This window comes from Candidatus Merdisoma sp. JLR.KK011, assembly GCF_036941125.1.
Classification (GTDB): Bacteria; Bacillota; Clostridia; order Lachnospirales; family Lachnospiraceae; genus Laedolimicola.
In genome coordinates this window covers 2,516,419-2,532,420 of the sequence record NZ_JAYWSZ010000003.1, presented here as the reverse complement: position 1 = coordinate 2,532,420, position 16,002 = coordinate 2,516,419, and the positions used below count along the sequence as shown (strand labels likewise).

Annotated in this window: 21 protein-coding genes; all 21 read left to right on the top strand. The window is 48.4% G+C overall.

The features are described from left to right. Positions 1 to 386 (top strand): hypothetical protein (locus VV089_RS13440; RefSeq protein WP_334336192.1); only part of this gene is annotated, 386 nt, incomplete at its 5' end. 38 nt (positions 387 to 424) lie between these two features. Further along, complete coding sequence (locus VV089_RS13435; RefSeq protein WP_334334561.1) at positions 425 to 820, top strand: DUF6848 family protein; 396 nt, start codon at positions 425 to 427, stop codon at positions 818 to 820. A gap of 32 nt (positions 821 to 852) precedes the next feature. Further along, positions 853 to 1,041: a hypothetical protein gene (locus tag VV089_RS13430; protein ID WP_334334560.1), complete on the top strand. Its 189-nt coding sequence runs from the start codon at positions 853 to 855 to the stop codon at positions 1,039 to 1,041. Positions 1,042 to 1,145: 104 nt separating this feature from the next. Beyond that, positions 1,146 to 4,193 carry a phage tail tape measure protein gene (locus VV089_RS13425; protein WP_334334559.1) on the top strand — a complete coding sequence of 1,016 codons (3,048 nt, stop codon included), beginning with the start codon at positions 1,146 to 1,148 and terminating at the stop codon, positions 4,191 to 4,193. Positions 4,194 to 4,207: 14 nt separating this feature from the next. Further along, entirely contained in the window at positions 4,208 to 4,759 is a 552-nt protein-coding gene (locus VV089_RS13420; RefSeq protein ID WP_162225413.1) for a hypothetical protein, read from the top strand. A 13-nt stretch (positions 4,760 to 4,772) separates the two neighbouring features. Then, a complete protein-coding gene (locus VV089_RS13415) occupies positions 4,773 to 5,543 on the top strand; it encodes a hypothetical protein (RefSeq protein WP_334334558.1) in 771 nt (256 codons plus the stop codon). Beyond that, entirely contained in the window at positions 5,536 to 5,832 is a 297-nt protein-coding gene (locus VV089_RS13410; RefSeq protein WP_172537238.1) for a hypothetical protein, read from the top strand. The genes VV089_RS13415 and VV089_RS13410 overlap by 8 nt, the downstream gene beginning before the upstream one ends. Further along, positions 5,832 to 6,257, top strand: coding sequence for a DUF2634 domain-containing protein (locus tag VV089_RS13405; RefSeq protein ID WP_162225415.1), 426 nt, complete (start codon positions 5,832 to 5,834; stop codon positions 6,255 to 6,257). The genes VV089_RS13410 and VV089_RS13405 overlap by 1 nt, the downstream gene beginning before the upstream one ends. Further along, positions 6,254 to 7,405 carry a baseplate J/gp47 family protein gene (locus VV089_RS13400; RefSeq protein ID WP_334336191.1) on the top strand — a complete coding sequence of 384 codons (1,152 nt, stop codon included), beginning with the start codon at positions 6,254 to 6,256 and terminating at the stop codon, positions 7,403 to 7,405. The genes VV089_RS13405 and VV089_RS13400 overlap by 4 nt, the downstream gene beginning before the upstream one ends. Before the next feature lie 7 nt (positions 7,406 to 7,412). After that, positions 7,413 to 8,714, top strand: coding sequence for a hypothetical protein (locus VV089_RS13395; protein WP_334336190.1), 1,302 nt, complete (start codon positions 7,413 to 7,415; stop codon positions 8,712 to 8,714). Position 8,715: 1 nt separating this feature from the next. Then, positions 8,716 to 9,096 carry a phage tail-collar fiber domain-containing protein gene (locus VV089_RS13390; protein WP_150838366.1) on the top strand — a complete coding sequence of 127 codons (381 nt, stop codon included), beginning with the start codon at positions 8,716 to 8,718 and terminating at the stop codon, positions 9,094 to 9,096. 14 nt (positions 9,097 to 9,110) lie between these two features. After that, positions 9,111 to 10,034, top strand: a complete 924-nt coding sequence (locus VV089_RS13385) for a hypothetical protein (RefSeq protein ID WP_334336189.1) — start codon at positions 9,111 to 9,113, stop codon at positions 10,032 to 10,034. A gap of 51 nt (positions 10,035 to 10,085) precedes the next feature. Continuing rightward, the gene (locus VV089_RS13380) at positions 10,086 to 10,676 is read left to right on the top strand and encodes a hypothetical protein (RefSeq protein WP_150838368.1); all 591 of its coding nucleotides are present in this window, start codon (positions 10,086 to 10,088) and stop codon (positions 10,674 to 10,676) included. Between the two features lie 307 nt (positions 10,677 to 10,983). Then, positions 10,984 to 12,183, top strand: a complete 1,200-nt coding sequence (locus tag VV089_RS13375; protein ID WP_334336188.1) for an RNA-directed DNA polymerase — start codon at positions 10,984 to 10,986, stop codon at positions 12,181 to 12,183. After that, entirely contained in the window at positions 12,155 to 12,406 is a 252-nt protein-coding gene (locus tag VV089_RS13370; protein WP_334336187.1) for a hypothetical protein, read from the top strand. Before VV089_RS13375 ends, VV089_RS13370 begins: the two co-directional genes overlap by 29 nt. Positions 12,407 to 12,481: 75 nt before the next feature. Then, complete coding sequence (locus VV089_RS13365; protein WP_334336186.1) at positions 12,482 to 13,210, top strand: DNA adenine methylase; 729 nt, start codon at positions 12,482 to 12,484, stop codon at positions 13,208 to 13,210. A gap of 127 nt (positions 13,211 to 13,337) precedes the next feature. Then, positions 13,338 to 13,610: a helix-turn-helix domain-containing protein gene (locus tag VV089_RS13360; protein WP_334336185.1), complete on the top strand. Its 273-nt coding sequence runs from the start codon at positions 13,338 to 13,340 to the stop codon at positions 13,608 to 13,610. A 78-nt stretch (positions 13,611 to 13,688) separates the two neighbouring features. Beyond that, positions 13,689 to 13,829, top strand: coding sequence for a hypothetical protein (locus VV089_RS13355; protein ID WP_334336183.1), 141 nt, complete (start codon positions 13,689 to 13,691; stop codon positions 13,827 to 13,829). Between the two features lie 69 nt (positions 13,830 to 13,898). Next, positions 13,899 to 14,357: a PTS sugar transporter subunit IIB gene (locus VV089_RS13350; RefSeq protein WP_172541023.1), complete on the top strand. Its 459-nt coding sequence runs from the start codon at positions 13,899 to 13,901 to the stop codon at positions 14,355 to 14,357. 39 nt (positions 14,358 to 14,396) lie between these two features. Further along, positions 14,397 to 15,152 (top strand): PTS mannose/fructose/sorbose/N-acetylgalactosamine transporter subunit IIC, encoded by a 756-nt coding sequence (locus VV089_RS13345; protein ID WP_334336182.1) that lies wholly within the window; start codon positions 14,397 to 14,399, stop codon positions 15,150 to 15,152. Next, positions 15,149 to 15,997 (top strand): PTS system mannose/fructose/sorbose family transporter subunit IID, encoded by an 849-nt coding sequence (locus VV089_RS13340; RefSeq protein ID WP_334336181.1) that lies wholly within the window; start codon positions 15,149 to 15,151, stop codon positions 15,995 to 15,997. Before VV089_RS13345 ends, VV089_RS13340 begins: the two co-directional genes overlap by 4 nt. Positions 15,998 to 16,002 lie beyond the last annotated feature (5 nt).

Genomic DNA, 16,002 nt, shown 5'->3' with positions numbered 1-16,002 from the left:
CTTCCGGCATGGAGAACATGGAGCCCATGGAAATCTCCTATGATGACGAGCAGGAGAGCGAGCCTATCTATGGCAAGGGCGGAAAAATCAGGGGATACGGTACCGGAAACCAGAAAAACTCCGTCAAGCTATCCCTGCTCCGTGAGGACTTCAATGAGATGTGCAGGGTCATCCAGTCAAAGGGATACAAGAACTTCTACAAGTATGTCATCCCGAAGATTGTTGTGAACTATGCAGACGAAGGGGCGGCAACCTGTACGGATGTCCTGACCAAGATTGTGCTGTCAAAGCGTAGCTTCAAGGCGGCACAGGGGGACAAGTCCATGAAGGTAGACCTTGACGGTATCGCAATGGGCGGCATCAAAATCAACGGTCTTGATGCGTAACTGATAACAGAATAAATGACAAAAATGGAGGTATGAACATGAACGAAGCAAGAGAACAGGAGCTCATCAGAGCAGCAAAAGAGAATGAAGCGGCAAAGGCGGCAGATGTGGAGAACCTGAAGGAAAAGTATTCCGGGACGGATGAGAAAATCTACACGGTGACAACAACGGTACAGGTGGATGATGACACGGAGGAGGAGTTCTCCTACCTGTTCAGGAAACCGAAGCCGGCATCCTATGACCGATATGTGAAGACCATCTCCAACTCCGTGACAAAGGCATCCAAGAGCTTTGTCTTTGACAACATCATTGATGAGCAGAGGGATGAACTCAAGAAGACCGTGGAGGAATACCCGGCAATCACTATCAGCCTTGCGGACAAGCTGCTCCGTATGCTTGGGCTTGCGGACACTACATCAGTAAAAAAGCTGTAGAGGATGCCAAGGAGCAGTTCAAGAGCAGCTTTGTGAGCTATGGGAAGATGGTCATATACACCTACCTTCCCAAGGAACTGCTTCCGGAAAGCTTTGAAGACCTGACCTTTGATGAGTTCTTTTCCCTGTATGGTCAAGCGGACTGTGCAAGGGACATGAGGATTGAGGATATCGAGGCAGGGGTAGCAAAAGGGATAGCGGACAATTTTGAAGACGAATAAAACAAGCCCCACAGCCGGAAACTGTGGGACTTGAGCACACCTCTATGAACTTCTGAAGATAAGTATACCACAAATTGGGAAAAAAGCAACAGGGAGGTGGTTGCATGGGTATGGAGTCTGTATACAAATTGTCTGTCATCCTGAACTTGGTAGATAACCTGTCCGGTCAGATGGGAGGAGTCGGGGATAACGTGTCAGGCGTTGTCAACAGGCTCAATTCCGCTTTTGGAACCATGCAGAAGGCAGGGGCGGCAATGGCAGGGATAGGGGCAGGCATCACCGGACTCTGCATGAAGACCGTCACATCCACCTTTGACACACAGAACGCACTAGGGGAGCTATCCTCCCTTGGGGTGAAAGACCTGAAGGCGGTGGAGGATGCGGCAAAGAGCTTCTCTGACACATGGGCAGGCACAAGCAAAGCGGACTTTATAACGGCATCCTATGACATAAAATCAGGAATAGCATCCTTGACGGATGAAGGCGTGGCACAGTTCACGCAACTGGCAGCCCTCACGGGAAAAGCCACAAAATCAACAACGGAAGAGATGGGCTCACTGTTCGCTACAGGGTACGGTATCTATAAAGGCTTTTATGATGATATGTCAGACCTTGAGTTTGGGGAGATGTTCTCTGCCGGGATAGCAACAGCGGTTAAGAACTATAAGACATCCGGCTCCGAGATGGCGAGTGCCATATCAGCACTTGGAGCCACAGCGACAAACGCCAATGTCCCACTTGAGGAGCAGCTTGCCATCATGGGACAGCTTCAGACCACAATGTCCGGTTCTGAAGCGGCAACGAAGTACAAGTCATTCCTCAATCAGGCATCCAGTGCCGGGGAGAAGCTTGGGCTGACATTCCTTGACACCAACAACCAGCTCCTCTCCATGCCGGAGATACTGACGGAGCTGAAGAGCAAATACGGGGACACCATAGATGCGGTAGAGAAGAGGGAGCTGAAGGAAGCCTTTGGGACGGATGAGGCGGTAGCCCTCATTGACCTGCTATACAACAATGTGGAGACACTGGACTCCGGGATACAGGACTTGCAGGGGAGCATGAAGAGCGGCATCTCTGTGACGGAGGAGATGGCGGAAGCCATCAACAACACGCCGGAGCAGAAGTTCCAAGTACTGAAACAGCAGATACATAACAACGTAGAGGAACTTGGCAACGGGCTCCTTCCGGCAGTCAACAACACCATGGACAAGGTGAGCGGACTGATAAAGAAGGGCTCCGAGTGGATAAGCAACAATCAGGAGACAGTGCAGAGCATAATGAACATAGCCCTGAAGCTTGGCGTATTCCTAGCGATAGCAGGAAGCGTGATGGGTGTGGTGGGCAGCCTTGGGAAGCTCTTCCTGTCAGCAAAGAACGCCATAGGGCTTGTGAAGACCGCTGTATTGGGAATGAACACAGCCTTCCTTGCATCCCCCATCACATGGGTGATAGTCGGGATAGTGGCACTTGTAGCTGCCTTTGTTGTCCTATGGAACAAGTCAGAAGCCTTCCGGAATTTTTGGAAGGGGCTGTTTGAACAGGTAAAGTCAGCAGTCATGCAGGCGTGGTCATCTATACAGCCTGCCTTGCAAAACCTAGGCGGCAAGCTCAAGGAACTATGGCAGGCGGTACAGCCAATCATACAGATACTTGAAAAAGTGGGGGCAGTTGTCCTAGTGGTGCTTGGTTCCACGTTTGCCGGAGCTATACAGGGAGCCTTGTCCGCACTGACACCGCTGATAGATGCCTTTTCGAGTTTCGTATCCTTTGTCACCAACGTGGTGAACGCTGTAGTTGCTCTGTTCAAGGGCGATTTTTCGGGGGCTATGGACTTTGCCTCCGCCGCTGTCGGTGACTTCAAGAATTTTATAGAAAACGGGTTCAACGCCATCCTCTCTTTTATAGGCGGATTTGCTTCAGGCTTCCTTGATGCAATAGGCGGAGCCTTTTCCGCCATAGGCATTGATGCAAGCGAGACCATAACGAAGATGAAGGACACCGTGAAAAACGGGCTTGAGGCAGTCAAGGGCTTCTTTGGGAATATCTTGGGGGCGGCATCCGACACCGTGAAGGAAAAGCTTGGGAACATGAAGGCAGCCTATGAGGAACATGGCGGAGGCATCAAAGGCGTAGCGGCGGCAGCAATAGAGGGGGTGAAGGGATATTACACAGCAGGCTTCACATTCATTGACAACCTGACGGGCGGAAAGCTCACGGACATCAAAAACAAGTTCAGTGAGAAGATGTCCGGGGTGGCAAATGCGGTGTCAACCGGGATGTCGGCGGCAAAGAACTATGCAAGCACACAGCTCTCCAACATGCAGGCGGCATATCAGGCGAGCGGCGGAGGCATCAAGGGGATAGTATCCGCAACCATGACGGGGGTACAGGGTACCTTCAGTGCAGCCTACTCCGCCATCAACACATTAACAGGCGGAAGGCTTGAGAGCATACGCTCCACCATAGCATCCAAGATACAGGCGGCGAAAGACACGGTATCATCCGTCTTAGACGGTATCAAGTCGGCGTTTTCCTCAAAGCTTGAGGCTGCAAGATCGGTAGTATCCGGTGCGATTGAGAGAATAAAAGGAGTCTTCAATTTCTCATGGAAGCTCCCGGACTTAAAGTTGCCACACATCAGTGTGAGCGGCGGAGAGGCACCTTTTGGCATTGCAGGAAAGGGCTCACTACCTAAGTTCTCCATCCAGTGGTACAGGGATGGCGGCATCCTGAACGGGGCAACCATCTTTGGAGCCATGGGCGGAAGCCTTTTGGGAGGGGGAGAAGCCGGAGCTGAAGCGGTGCTGCCATTGTCAGAACTGTGGAAGCAGATGACCGAGGTTGTCAGGGGCGTGGTCAAAGGTGAGAATGAAGAAAGCGGTGACAGCGTACAGCAGACCGGGGCGAACATCACAAGTGCCCTGACATCAAAGGCTGCATCAGTACGCAAGGAAAAGGAAAGCAGCACAACAACCAAGGAGACACACACAACCGAGAGATGGGGCAGGGAAGGCGGCACAACCATCCATCAGATAAGCTTCACAGTAGACATCAGCAAGATTAAGGACTTGCCGCTGCTCTACAAGCTGATAGATGAGCTGAAGGATGCACAGAACCGGACGGACAGCCCCTCCCCGGCAGCCACATAAGGAGGTGAGGCGGTATGCTGTATGTACAGGACAAAGTGGTGAAGCTTGGCGGCGTATATCTGAAAGGTCAGGTCACAAGCGTGGAAGTGCAGGAGGCAGGGAGCGTGTATGTGGCACAGGATGAAAAGGGCAGGTTCAAGAAGTCGCAGCCTGTAGGCTATGAAAATGCCAAGGTGATGATAGACATACTGCTTGAGGATACCAAGAAAGCCACGACATTAGAACAGCTCACGGAGATGCAGAGGCTTTTCAAAGCATATGGTCAGAATAAACCCAAGCTGCTCCCTATCGTCAATGAGGACTGTGCAGCCCGTGGCATATCGAGCGTATATTTCAAGAACCTCACCTCCAAGAAGGTCATATCAGAGAGCAAACGGATAGCCTCCTTGGAGCTGTGGGCTCCTGATATAGCCGGGATAAAGGTCAAGAAGAAAAAGAGCAAGAAGAAAACAAAGAAAAAGAGCAGCAAGAAGACAAAAAGCAAGAAGCTGAAGAGCAAGAGCCCGGCAAAGGACAGCCGGAACACGCTCAAGGCTAAGAAGATAGCAAAAAGGATTGTGAAGTAGGGAGGTGACTGGCTTGGGGGTCAAGAAGCTAATATCCCCGGAGTTTAAGGTGACAGTAGGGGACTATGAGGTGACTGAAGGGATAGAGGTTGAGTGCTTCTCAAGCAAGGAGTCACACATGGACTGGTGCCGGGTGGAGCTGTCCCCACAGCTTCAGGGAGTCCTGAAGTTCAAGGATATGGATGAGGCAAGCGTGGAGCTTGGCTATGAGGATGACTTTGACAGCCTGATTGAGGGGTATGTCAGGTGCGGTGACACGGACTACTGGAAAGAGATAATGATAAAAGATGACATGATGAAGCTTGACAGAGTGACCATCAAGGCATCCTTTGTAGACTGTGAGCCACAGGATGTCATCCGGTATGTGCTGACCTGTGCAGGGATTGAGGACTATGTGCTGTCTGATGAGAACTATGGGAAGAAATCCCTCTTTGTCATTGACAGGAAGAGCGGCATCAACACCATAGCAGAGGTCAACAGCTCATGGGGCATCAAAAACCCGTTCTTCTTCCAAAAGAAGGTGTTCTATTGGGGAACCAAGGAAGAACAGGAGGAGATGTATGTCCTTGAGGAGGGGGAGACCATCCTGTCCCTGAATAAGTATGGAGACCTTTGGGAGGCGGAGACAATAGCCATCCCTTGGATACACCACAGTCAAGAGGTTGAGGTGCAGCACAGCAAGTACAGCGGCATTGTGACAGTGGAGAAGACCATAGTGAGGAGTGACGATACCGGGGCGGTACACATGTACATCTATTTTGCAGGAGGTGAGAAGGATGTCTGACATGATGAAGATGTTTGTGGAGCAGGAGCTTGGCAATCAGATAAAAGAGAATTATCCGCACATGCAGTACCCTCCCTGCCTGTATGCAAAGGTGGTAGCGGTCAAAAGGAAAGGGGAGGAGCTGTATGAGGCAACGCTCAAAATACTTGACAAAAACAAGCAGCCGGACAGCCGCTTCCCGGAAGTCCCGAAGGTGGCAACGGACATACCAGTCCTGAAGGATGAGACCGTGGCGGTAGTCCTCATGTATGGCGAGTGCAAGCCCTATATCATAGGGAGGTGCTTCTGATGCAGATAACAGGTGCGAATGACGTTGACATCATGCTTGATGAGGATGGTCAGCCTGTGTCAGACGGGAACGGGGACACATCCCTTGTATCAGATGATGAGTGTTGGCTGCAAGACATCAGGAATGAAGCGGTGACGGAAGAAGGCGAGCTCTTCTATGAGGACGAGGAGGGGGATGGAAGCTATGGGTGGAGCCTGCTTGACTTCATGCAGGGGGAATATGATGACTTCACACAGATGGAAATACAGCAGCGTATCCGTTCCAAGCTGTCCAAGAGGGACTATATTGATGCCGGGAGCATACAGACAACGGTGGACTTTGACGGTCACTTATACCATGTCAGGGTAGCCTTCCGGAAGAATGACAGCAGCAAGGAGTACAGCATTGACATTGAGAGCAATGGCGTGGAGGTGATTGTGGAATGATAGATGAGAGCATCATGGAAAAGATTATCCCTATCCCGGATGAGGATGAGGAGATGGAAAAGGTGCAGGGAGAGCTTGAGGACGAAGGCTTCCCCATAACGAACTTCAAAAAGGGCGGCATCTTCTACCACCTTTGCCGCATGTTAGTGACCATATACATAGAGCTGAAGGAGCTTGCCCGTGTCATAGTCAATAGCTGCTTCATCAAACATGCTGAAGGTGACTGGCTGAAGATTAAGGCAGCCGACTATTCAAAGCAGCAGAAGGAGGCAAAAGCGGCAAAGGGCTATGTGACCATATACAGGAATGAGTATAACAATGCCCTTCAGGTGACGAAGGGACATTGCTTCAAGACGGAGCCGGATGCCGGGGGCAAGGAGCTGAAGTTCTACTGCTGTGAGAACACGGTCATTGATGCCGGGGAGCCTGTAGGAAGGGTGCTTGTGGAGGCAGAGGCACCCGGAACCTATTACAACATAGCACCGGGAAGGATAACCATATCCATGATACACCTTGACGGTATGGATTATGTGACGAATGAGGAGGACTGGCTCTTTGAAGAGGGAGCCGAGGAGGAAGACCTTGAAGACCTCCGGGACAGGTGCATGAGCTCATGGGCGGAACTGGCAACAAGAACCATAGAGGAGAAGCTCCGGAACGCTGCCAAGTCTGTCCCCGGTGTACTGGATGCCCGGATAGATGCACAGCATCCAAGGGGACAGGGCACCGTGGACGTGATTGTCACGGGGGCAGCCGGGGAAGCATCACCGGAACTCATACGGAGGGTCGGGGAAGCCATAGAGCCATTGAAGGGCAACTATGAGGACTACCTTGTGAAATCCAGTGAGGTAGTGCGGCAGGCGTTTGAGCTTGTGGTATACCTTGCTGAAGATGCGGCAACGGATGGCGTGGATGCACAGGCAGTAAAGCTCATTGAGGAGATGATGGCACTGACAAGGGGAGAGATGAACACCCTGTACAGGGACAGCATCATCCAAGTGCTTAGTACCAAGATTGACAATTACAGGAAGACGGACATCTTGCAGCCATCAGGGGACATGCTGCTTGGACAGGATAAGGTCATCATGGCAGGGGACATCAATGTGACTGTCAGGAACGTAGCACAGGGCACAAGGGGGAAGGAGTGATGCCGCCATGATAGAGAACTTCATTGAATACATGTGGTATCTGCTCACCACTCCGCTGAAGAAGCTGAAGAAAGCCCTGAATAAGTGGTACATCCTCTGCAAGGTGTTCGGCAGGAGGTTTGACGAAGCGAAAGAGAACATCCTCCGGGCAAGGGATGAGGGCATGGTTGCCACATGCAGCCATGAGATGCTCCCGGTACATGGAGCGGACAGGAGGCTGACCCGGTATGAGGGGGAGCATCCAGAGAACTACCGCTCAAGAATAGCCATGTATGATGAGCTCTGCAAGCTTGGGGGCACCAATGAAGGGGTTCTGCTTGCGGTGAAGACCCTTGGCTATGTCTCCCCGGTTCTTGTGAGGGCAAATGAGCTGACGGGCTTTGTACACTTCACGCTTGACGGAAGCTGGCTCCTTGACGGGAGCCGGACATTGGAGTCCGACACCCTTGAGAACAGGTGGGCGGAGTTCTACATAGTCATTGCCATGGATGCGGATGAGGAGCATCCCATCAGCTTTGACATCATGCGGAAGACCGTCAGGAAGTGGAAAGAAGTGGGAGCGAAGGACAACTACTTCTTCAGATACAACTTGAGCATCCGGGAGATATACAGCTCTAGCTTCCTTGCTGTGCTTTATAAGAAGTACCTCTACTATTATGACTATCTGAAGACAGATGGCATGTGGGAACTGGATGGGAGCCATGTACTGGATGCACAGATGTGTCCCATCAGCACCTGGATAGGGTACCGATATGAGAGCAGCTATGGGCTCCATGAAGCCAGGCTTGCAGCCATGGCATACATTTATTCCTGCTGTATGGCGGAGAGTGCCATCCTGAAGGCGGCATACAGCTTCAGGATGCACTATTATGACTACCTGAAGATGGATGGCTCATGGATGACAGACGGAAGCCATACAGTGGATGCGGAGCTGTCCCCAAGGGACATGAGATGGGGTACAACCTTCCGGCATCAGCATGAAGAGAGTCTGCTCCTGAAGCAACGGTACCGGATGCAGCCCTGCAAGGGCTCACACAGCATCAGGAAGGCATTGGAGCGGTACCGGATGGTCACCCATTATTTTGACTATCTGAAGCTCAACGGGCTTTGGAAGCTGAATGGCTCCCGGCTCATGGGGGCACAGAGGAGTGAATACACCACCAAGCAGGAATACCGCTTTGGTGTAGGATATACAAGGGAGTACAGGGTCATATGGCATGAAGAACACAACCTCATCTTCCTTGATGGAACATGGAGCCTTGATGGTTCCAAGACAATAGATGCTTGGCAGAAAACGGAGGTATTGTAGAATGGCAACAAAAAGCGTAATAACCAAAATCAGAAGAAAGAAGATGGCTGAAGCAAGCCATACAACCGGGAGCATTGCAAAGATAACGCACATTGCACTTGGTTCCGGCGGTGTCAATGCAGATGGCACCGTGATTGTGCCGCTTGCGGAGAATGTGGCACTGAAGAATGAGGTGGTGAGAAAGCCCTATACTTCATCAACCAAGATTTCAGACACATCCTATGAGTACACCATCAAGCTTGAAGAGAATGAGCTTGTGGGCACCTTCATCAGCGAGATGGCACTGATTGATGAGGACGGTGATGTGGTGGCGTTCTCAAATTTCCTTGCAAAAGGCAAGGATGAGACAGAGGTGACATTCACCATTGAAGATAACTATTAAGGAGGCAGAGGAAAATGGCAAATTTAACAGCAGCAGCTAACCCGGAACTTGTCCTTGAGATGGAGGCAATGGAGCGGACTACCCCGGCACACTGTGATGAGTGGAACCGGAGGCATCAGCAGCTCCTTGACAATGACAAGTTCCTGCATGAACAGATGAAGAATGTCTTTGTGGACAATGCAGGAGCACATAACTCCATCTACAGGGGAAAGAACCTGACCAATGTGTATTCAATAGATGAAATCTGCAAACGCATTTCATCAGGAACCTTTGAAGACCTGTATGTGGGTGACTATTTTGATGTAAGCATCACTACAAGCTTGGGAGGAGCGGAAACGGTCAGACTGATACTGGCAGGCTTTGACCTGTACTGGAATAATGGGGATACTGCATTGACAAAGCATCATGCAATAGTGGTTCCAAGGGACTGTTTTAAGACAAAGGCGAAGATGAATGATAGCAATGTGACTACAGGCGGATATGCAGGCTCCAAGATGCACACAACAGTGCTCCCTATTTATGAGGCGGCATTGAAAAATGTCCTGAATAATCATATAATAGCATACAGGGGTCTGCTGACAACAAGTGTATCCGAAACAGGAAATTCCAATGCAGGAGCCGGGTATACTGGCTATGCAAATAATTGGGAGTGGAAAGACACCAAGCTTAGACTGATGAGTGAGATACAGGTATATGGTTCCAATGTGTTCAGCTCTTCATTCTATGATACAGGCGAAGCAAACATCCAGTTTCCGCTGTTCAGGTTAGCCCCTGACCTGAAGGTAGCAGGTCTTGGACATAACGGAAGCCGGATGTGGTATTGGTTGAGTGCTGTGGTGTCTGCGGCGGCGTTTGCTATTTGTGTCAGTTATGGTTATAGTAACAATCTCGCCGCCGCCGGGGATGGTGGAGTCCGCCCGCATTTCTGTATCGGCTAATCTTTAATCTGCCCCCTATATGGGGGCAGATGACCGGAGGGAGGAAAAAGGTTGAGCGTACTGAAAAACAAGCGAAGCGTGTCGAGCATGGAATTTTACCATAATGCCATAATGCTCCGGAAGGAGATAACCCTGTTACTGCTCCGGGACTTTGGCATCAAGGACAAAGTGCGGAGTATCAAGGCATTGTATGGTGTGCAGGGCATGGAACCGGAGGATGAGAAAAAGTTCCGGGAAATAATTGCAAAGTATGAAATGACTGCAAAAATTATTGAGGAATACCCGGCATGGCTCATAGACAAGATGCGGAGCAGCATGATGAACATAATGCACAACATGGTAATGAACATCACACAGGCGAACACCATATATCCAGTATGCGAAAGTGAATTTTATGACCGAAGGAACTTCCAAAACCATGCCATAGGCAACTGTGAGCAGCTCCTTCAGGAGATGCAGTACATCATTTCCATCATCCCGGTGGATGCACAGAAGTACATGAGGTATGTGGACATGATTGAGAAGGAGATAGCCCTCCTGAAGGGATGGCGGAAGAGTGACAACAAAATACTGAAGAAGATTAAGGAGACCGAGGCAAAAAAGGCAGAAGGGACTTTCCAAAATCCGAAAAAGCAAGTATAATTATCCGGGGCAAGCTTTGTATCAAGTGAAACAGCATCCCGTTGAGTGCTGTGGTGTCTGCGGCGGCGTTTGCTAATTGTAACAATAATGGTAATAGTAACAATAACGCCGCCGCCGGGGATGGTGGAGTCCGCCCGATTTCGTGTATATATGCTAAGTGTAGGCTACGAGCCGACATATGATACAGGAAAGGAAAGCTTGTCCTTCCGAAAGGTAAAGAAGCTCATCTTTTGTGTAGAGGGAAGGTGAGCAACATCTTGATGCACCCTGATACGTCAGTTGGTGCTAGGAACGAGGTGAAAACTCTATGAAAAATATGGAGTCTGTATATGATGCCAATTCCCTGATTGATGCTTTTAACAAGTCAAAGAAGGGGACAGCGTGGAAGGAGTCAGTACAGAGGTATGAAGCCAACCTTTTGAGGAATGTCAATCAGACACAAAAGGAGCTGAAGGATGGAAGCTATGAGCAGAAGGACTTTTATGAGTTTGACCTGAATGAAAGAGGGCATATCCGCCATATAAAGTCCATGCACATCTCTGACAGGGTAGTGCAGAGGTCGGTTTGTGACAATGTGCTTGTCCCGGAGCTATCCAAATACCTCACATATGACAATGGGGCATCCATGGAAGGAAAGGGTATCCACTTTGCAAGGAAACGGATGAGCACCCACCTTCACAAGTTCTACAGGAAGCATAAGAGCAATGAGGGGTATGTGCTACTGATTGATTTCAGCAAATTCTTTGACAACATCCCACATGATGGGCTGATAAAGGAGATGCGGAAAAAGATTGGCGATAAGGAGACCATGGGCTTCATTGAGAAGCTCATAGACACCTTCCGGGTGGATGTTTCGTACATGTCGGAGGAAGAATACGCTGACTGCATGAATACCCTGTACAACGCACTGGAACACGCTAAAATTGATAAGGCAGAGCTGACAGGCGAGAAGTACATGAAAAAGTCCGTAGGCATTGGAAGCCAAATATCTCAAATATCCGGTGTGTACTATCCAACAAGGATAGACAACTACTGCAAGATTGTGAGGGGCATGAAATACTACGGACGGTATATGGATGACATCTATATCATCCATGAAAGCAAGGAGTTCCTGAAGGGGCTCCTGAACGACATCAGAGGGATATGTGATGAGTATGGGCTGTTTATCAATCCCAAAAAGACACAGATAGTCAAGCTGTCCCATGGCTTCACATTCCTTAAAATAAAGTACAGTTTAACGGAAACAGGCAAGGTGATTGAACGTATCAGCAAGGACTCTGTTGTCAGGCAGCGGAGGAAGATGAAAAAGCTCCGGAAGCTATTGGATGAAGGGAAAGTATCCTTTGCAGATGTGAGATGCTCCTATGCCTCATGGAGGGGTGGTGTGCAGCATTATGACTCCTACACCATTCTCAAAAACATGGACAAGCTTTTTGATGAGCTTTTCATCCACCCATTTATTGAAGGAGGACACAGAAATGAGCAAACAAACAATGAGCAGAAATGAGATAGAGCAGAAAATAAGAGACCTGAAGACCAAGCTCTCCTGCCAGGAGTCGGAGATTGGGGACTGGAAAATTGCCAAGTGTATGGAGTATTCTACACTTGGGATGGAGCCGCCTTATGACCTTCAGGAGCTCCACGGACAGAGGCAGCTTGTAAGGGATGAGATTGGAGCCCTTGAAGAAGAGCTTGCCAAGTGCAAGGAAGGTGATATTTCAGAAGAGTAGGCAATATAGCGAGTATTCATGATTATTCCTTATCATAGATAATGCCCAAATTATTATGAAAGAAGGAATGTAATTATGGATAGCTTTATGACTTGGATTGGCGGTAAAAAGGCACTTAGAGGCAAGATTGTAGAACAGTTCCCTGAACCGGGGACATATGGTCGTTACATTGAAGTGTTTGGTGGAGCTGGATGGGTTCTGTTTTCTTCTGACAGTCACGCCAAGATGGAAGTGTATAATGATGTCAATGGAAACCTTGTCAATTTGTTCCGGTGTATTAAATACCACCCTGATGCGGTTCAGAATGAGCTGCAATATATACTAATATCAAGGGAACAGTTTTATGATGCAAGGGAACAGATTGAGATGAGGGGAATGACGGATATACAAAGAGCAGCAAGGTTTTTCATCTTGATTAAGGAGAGTTTTGGTGGGGATGCCCGGTCTTTTGGTTTACGTCCAAGAGATATGGATAAAGCTAAGGAATACCTTTTTCAAGTTTCTAAGCGGTTGAATAAGGTTGTCATTGAGAACCTTGACTTCCAAAAAATTCTCAAAAATTATGACAAAAGTGATGCGTTATTTTATCTTGACCCTCCATATTATGAAACGGAGAAATATTATCCGGACAGATTTATGCCGGAAGACCATGTGAGGCTGAAAGAAGCATTGGATGTGATAAAGGGTAAATTTGTATTGTCATATAACGATTGCGAGTATATAAGGGAGCTGTATGAGGGCTATCATATCATTGAAGTGGAGCGGATACATAATTTAGTGATGAAAGAAAGAAAGCCTAAGTAAAAAGAACTGATAATCAAAAATTTCTAATATCGAAAAATGATACAAAAATACCGGAAAACAATATAAATGCTCAAAAGACACTCTAAAAACCCGAATTATGATATTATTGCTCCCAAGGGGCATTATTATGATAAGAATACATCTATCAAAGCTTCTTGGGGAACGGCGTATGACGCAGAAAAGATTGTCAGAGCTGACTGGAATAAGGCGAAATGCCATCAATGAATGGTACCATGAAATTGTTGTCAGTTTGAAGGTAGAGCATATAGACCGGATATGTGAGGTGTTAAATTGCTCTGTTGAAGAACTGATAGAGTATATTCCAGACAAGGTACCGAAAACGGGAAAGCACTTGGTAATCGAAGAGCATGGGAACCGGAAGACAGGAAAGGGACAGTGATAAAATCACTGCCCCTTTTTCTGTGAGTAAAATCGGGAAATATTTCCCGAAAGTTTTTGACATTTATTTTGAAAATCTTTGACAAAAATTTTGAGCGGCTACATGGAGATTCTTCCCTTTGCGGAGGATATGTCCTGTTCAGAATTAAAGGAAATGGCGCTTCGGGCCGGACGTGAAGGTATCCATGATTTGATGGAAGAGCTTAAGAACTCAGGTTAAAAGAGCAATGCTTTATTTATGCGGACAACAGGAAGTAATTTCACAAACAGATTGGGGTGGTAAAGGAACATGGAAGTAGTACTGTATCGGATTGACGAGCGTTTGATTCATGGGCAGATTATGACTGCATGGCAGGGAAGAACGGGTGCAAAAACAGTTGTGATTGTAGATGATACTGCGGCACAGGATGAGTTTATGATACAGATTTACCGGCTTGCCGCACCGCAGCTTCGCGTAGAAGTGGTGGACACTGCAAAATTTCACGAGATGGCAAAGGATGCGGATACCGGACGGACGATTGTTTTGTTTAAAGGTCCGGCTGAAGCCTTAAAGGCTCTGGAAGAAAAGATTGTGCCGGATGAATTGATCGTAGGAAACGTAGCTACAGCTCCCGGTCGGAAAAAGTATACGAAATATGCTTATTTGAGCGACGAGGAGAAAGGAATGCTGGAAAAGCTGCAGAACCTGGGCTGGAAGGTAAATATGCAGCTTTTGCCGGACGATGCAAAAAGCAGATTTGAGAGATAAGAACTGGAATATCACGGAACTGGAATGGAGGAATGAAGAATGAATCATGTTGTACTTGCATTAGTAATTGCGTTCATCACATGGTATGTGGCGACAGCAATGCCGATGTTTCTGCGGTGGTCCTGTTATCTGGGCGGTCCCCTGGTAGGAGGCTTTGTGTGTGGAATTTTGTTTGGGAATATTACATATGGTCTGGAGGTAGGCGCAACGATTCAGCTTGCTTATCTGGGGGCTATTGCAGTGGGAGGAACCCTTCCCAGTGAGCTGGCAATCGCCGGCTATCTTGGGACGGCTCTTACCATGTCTGCAGGATTATCCGCTGAGGCAGGGCTGACAGTAGCAGTAGCGCTTGGATCACTTGGCTTATTGTGCAGAAATGCTTACATGACACTGAACTCAATTGTTGTGCATAAAGCAGATCAGTATGCAGCTGAGGGAAATGCACGGATGGTCCGCCTTATGAACCAGTATGGTTCCCAGGTGGTCCCCTTCCTTTGCTATTTCATTCCCGGTTTTCTGGCTATGTATTTTGGCTCCCAGGCCATTGAAAGCCTCATGGCTGTAATTCCGGCAAAAGTGATTACGGCTCTTGGAGTAACGGGAGGATTGATTCCCGCTCTGGGAATCGGGCTCTTGCTTACGTATGTCTGGGACAAGCGTTTTCTGCCGTATGCATTTATAGGATTTTTCCTTGTAGCATATTTGAATCTTAGTATTATGTTTATTGCAATTCTTGGGGCATGTATTGCAGTACTGTACATGTTTGCCGCTGACAGGAGGGAGGATTCCAAATGACTGAAGAAAAGACGATGGTTACAGCTGAAAACGGAAACAGGGTTTTAAAGAGGAGCGATCTGCTCCGTACCTGGTTAAGATGGATTTGCTGGGCTCAGCGCTGTTACAATTATGAGCGTCTGATGGGCCTGGGATTCTGCCAGGCAATCAGTGCAGTGATAGAAAAGCTTTTTCCGGAAAAAGAGGAACGTGCGGCAGCTTTAAGCCGCCATATGCGCTTTTTTAATACGGAAAACAACTGGGGAGCCATGATTCTTGGCGCAACGGTTGCGCTGGAGGAAGAACGCGCTATGGGACATTCCGTGACGACGGATGTAATTGACAGTATGAAGAATGCGCTGATGGGGCCTTTAGCCGGTATCGGTGATTCTATAACGCAATCTATTGTAAAGGTGATTCTCCTTGGAATTTCCATTGAGCTGGCTACCCAGGGAAATGTACTGGGGCCGGTTCTTTATCTGCTGGGTTTTACCGTCTATGCACTGGCGGTCAGCTATATTACATTTTTTTCCGGCTATCGGATGGGACGGGGAGCAGCAACAAAGCTTTTAGCCTCCAGCAGCACGAAGAGCCTGACAGATGCGCTGAAGATTGTCAGTATGATTGTAATTGGCGCACTGGCAGCGGGAAATATCAAAGTAAATACGATTGTGGCCGGCACTTTTGGAGGTTCAGAGGTGGTGCTTCAAAATGTGCTGGACAGCATTTGTCCCAAATTACTTCCCCTTGGAGTATTGGCGCTTGTGATTTACCTGTTGAAGAAAAAAAGGAAATCTTCCGTATTTATTTTGATTACCTTGTTTGTGATTGGTTTTGCTCTCACATTTTTGAATTTTCTGGGGTGATTTAT